Consider the following 2782-nt stretch of genomic DNA (forward strand, 5'->3'; position numbering starts at 1 on the left):
TGCACGGCCCCGACGGCGAGCAGCGACGGGATGGGTGCCAACGTTTCGTCGGAGTTGCGGTCGGACAGGATGATCACCCGCGCACCGTCGGCGATCGCCGCCGACGCCTCCGCCCGCACCTCGTCCAGGGCGGCGGCCAGTCCGGCCCCGCCTTCGGCGACCGGGTACAGGCAGCGGATGACCTTCGACCGCATGCCGTGCGGGCGTCCGTTGACCTCGTCATCGGGGTTGAGGCTGATGAGCTTGGCCAGTTCGAAGTTCCGCAGGATGGGCTGCGGCAACGAGATCTGGTGACAGGAGTATTCGTCCGGGCTGAGCAGGTCGCGCTCGCCGCCGGTGGTGCCCTGCAGGCTGGTCACCACCTCTTCGCGGATGGCATCCAGTGGCGGGTTGGTCACCTGGGCGAACAACTGGTGGAAGTAGTCATAGAGCAGCTTGGGCCGCTTCGAGAGCACCGCGATCGGGGTGTCGGTGCCCATCGATCCAAGCGCCTCGGCGCCGGTGCGGACCATCGGCGCCACCAGCACGTTGAGTTCCTCGTAGGTGTAGCCGAACGCCAGCTGCCGCATGACCAGCCGGTGGTGCGGCATCCGCACGTATTTGTTGGCAGGCAGCTTGTCGATCGGCACCAGGCCCTTGTCCAGCCACTCCTGGTAGGGGTGCTCAGCGGCCAGTTCGGCCTTGATCTCCTCGTCGGCGACGATGCGCCCCTGCGTGGTGTCCACCAGGAACATCCGGCCGGGCTGCAACCGCATCCGCTTGACCACCTTGGCGGGGTCGAGGTCCAGCACACCCGCCTCGGACGCCATCACCACCAGGCCGTCGTCGGTCACCCAGATCCGCGATGGGCGCAGGCCGTTACGGTCCAGCACCGCGCCGACAATGGTGCCGTCGGTGAAGGTGATCGATGCCGGGCCGTCCCACGGCTCCATCAGCGAGGCGTGGTACTGGTAAAACGCCCTGCGGGCCGGGTCCATCGAGTCGTGCCGTTCCCACGCCTCGGGAATCATCATCAGCACGGCGTGGGCCAGGCTGCGCCCGCCCAGGTGCAGCAGCTCGACCACTTCGTCGAAGCGTGCCGTGTCCGAGGCGCCGGGAGTGCAGATCGGGAACAGCTTCTCGACGTCGTCTTCGGTGCCGAAAACATCGGTCTTGATCAGCGCCTCGCGGGCCCGCATCCAGTTCTCGTTACCGGTGACGGTGTTGATCTCGCCGTTGTGTGCCACCCGACGGAAGGGGTGCGCCAGCGGCCAGGACGGGAAGGTGTTGGTGGAGAACCGGGAGTGCACGATGCCCAGGGCACTGGTCACCCGGTTGTCCTGCAGGTCCAGGTAGAACGCTTTGAGCTGCGGGGTGGTCAGCATGCCCTTGTAGACGAACGTCTGTCCGGACAGGCTCGGGAAGTACACCGTCTCGCGACCGGGGCCGTCCTGACCCGGGCCCTTGGTGCCGAGTTCGTGCTCGGCGCGCTTGCGCACCACGTAGGCACGCCGTTCCAACGTCATGCCGGAGGCGCCGGCCATGAAGACCTGACGGAAGGTGGGCATCGCGTCGCGAGACAGCGCGCCCAGAGACGAATCATCGGTGGGCACGTTGCGCCAGCCGAGCACCTGCAGACCTTCGGACTCGGCGATCTTTTCCACCGCGGCGCACGCTGCCGCCGCGTCCTTGGACGACTGCGGTAGGAACGCGATGCCAGTGGCATAGCTGCCCGGTTCCGGCAGCTCGAAGTCCACGACTTCGCGCAGGAAGGCATCCGGGACCTGGATAAGGATGCCCGCGCCGTCACCGCTGCGCGGTTCGGCGCCGGCGGCACCGCGGTGCTCCAGGTTGAGCAACGCGGTGATCGCCTTATCCACGATGTCGCGGCTACGCCGGCCGTGCATATCCACGACCATGGCCACGCCGCACGAATCGTGTTCGTACGCGGGGTTGTACAGCCCGACGCGCTGTGGCGTCATTCCCACCTAACCCTTCAGCAGACTTTCTGCACGGCCGCTTTGCGGATCGACGACCCCGCCCCCGGAGGTTGCGGGCTGAACCCCTTCGGTCTCGTCGATAGGCTGTCCGCCAAGCGGAGATAGTCCGGTCAGGGATTCATCCGTGCAGCGGTGAACGGCGGCCCTGGACCCGAGTTCCGACAAGTCGTAAAACGATATGACAAAAACCGCCTGACATGCCAACTTCCAATAGTAGCTTGCGAACTGGCACGGCCGTAAATTCGCTGTTACCAGCGATTGACAGACATGCGACATGACCCCCGGTCAGAGCCCATTCTCGCCCACTGTGGTGCGGATCGCAGTCCGACCGGTGCGCGTTGGGTGAGTTTGCTGGCGGTGGCTCCGCGGGCGGGCGGCGACCTGCGCGCGCCAGTCACAAGGGCAACACCGCGCGCAATAAGTGGTGGCAGCAAAGTCGCCGGTGACCGCAGTGCACGCGCATGCGCGGTGCCGGTCACTTCACACCGCCACCCGCAGCGAGTTTGCACAATACTTATGGGAATCCGATTGCGTTTCACCGCCGACCGTGGGGCTTCTCACTTCGGGAACTCCGCAATCGACCCTAGCGCGACGGTTGAGTCACCTTTATACCTGAGGAGCCCATGAACCAGCCTGAAGAATTCATGCGAAACCGCATACGGCCTGACCAGCCGGATACGGCGGCTCCGCCGGCTCCACCGCCACCGGTTGCACCGCCTGGCCCGCCGCGGCCGACGACCGTCCGACCGGTTCAGCCGCCGCCTCCTCCGGCGCCTCAGCCACCCCGCGTGGCGCCGCCTCCC

At 66.4% G+C, this 2782-nt stretch carries 1 protein-coding gene; it reads right to left on the minus strand.

The window, feature by feature from the left end; translation table 11 throughout:
- Positions 1 to 1961, minus strand: a 1961-nt coding sequence (locus tag A5645_RS17985; RefSeq protein ID WP_301336995.1) for a glutamate synthase central domain-containing protein, incomplete at its 3' end; no start/stop codon positions are given.
- Between the last annotated feature and the right edge of the window lie 821 nt (positions 1962 to 2782).

Source organism: Mycobacterium asiaticum, from assembly GCF_001673635.1.
GTDB lineage: Bacteria > Actinomycetota > Actinomycetes > Mycobacteriales > Mycobacteriaceae > Mycobacterium > Mycobacterium asiaticum_C.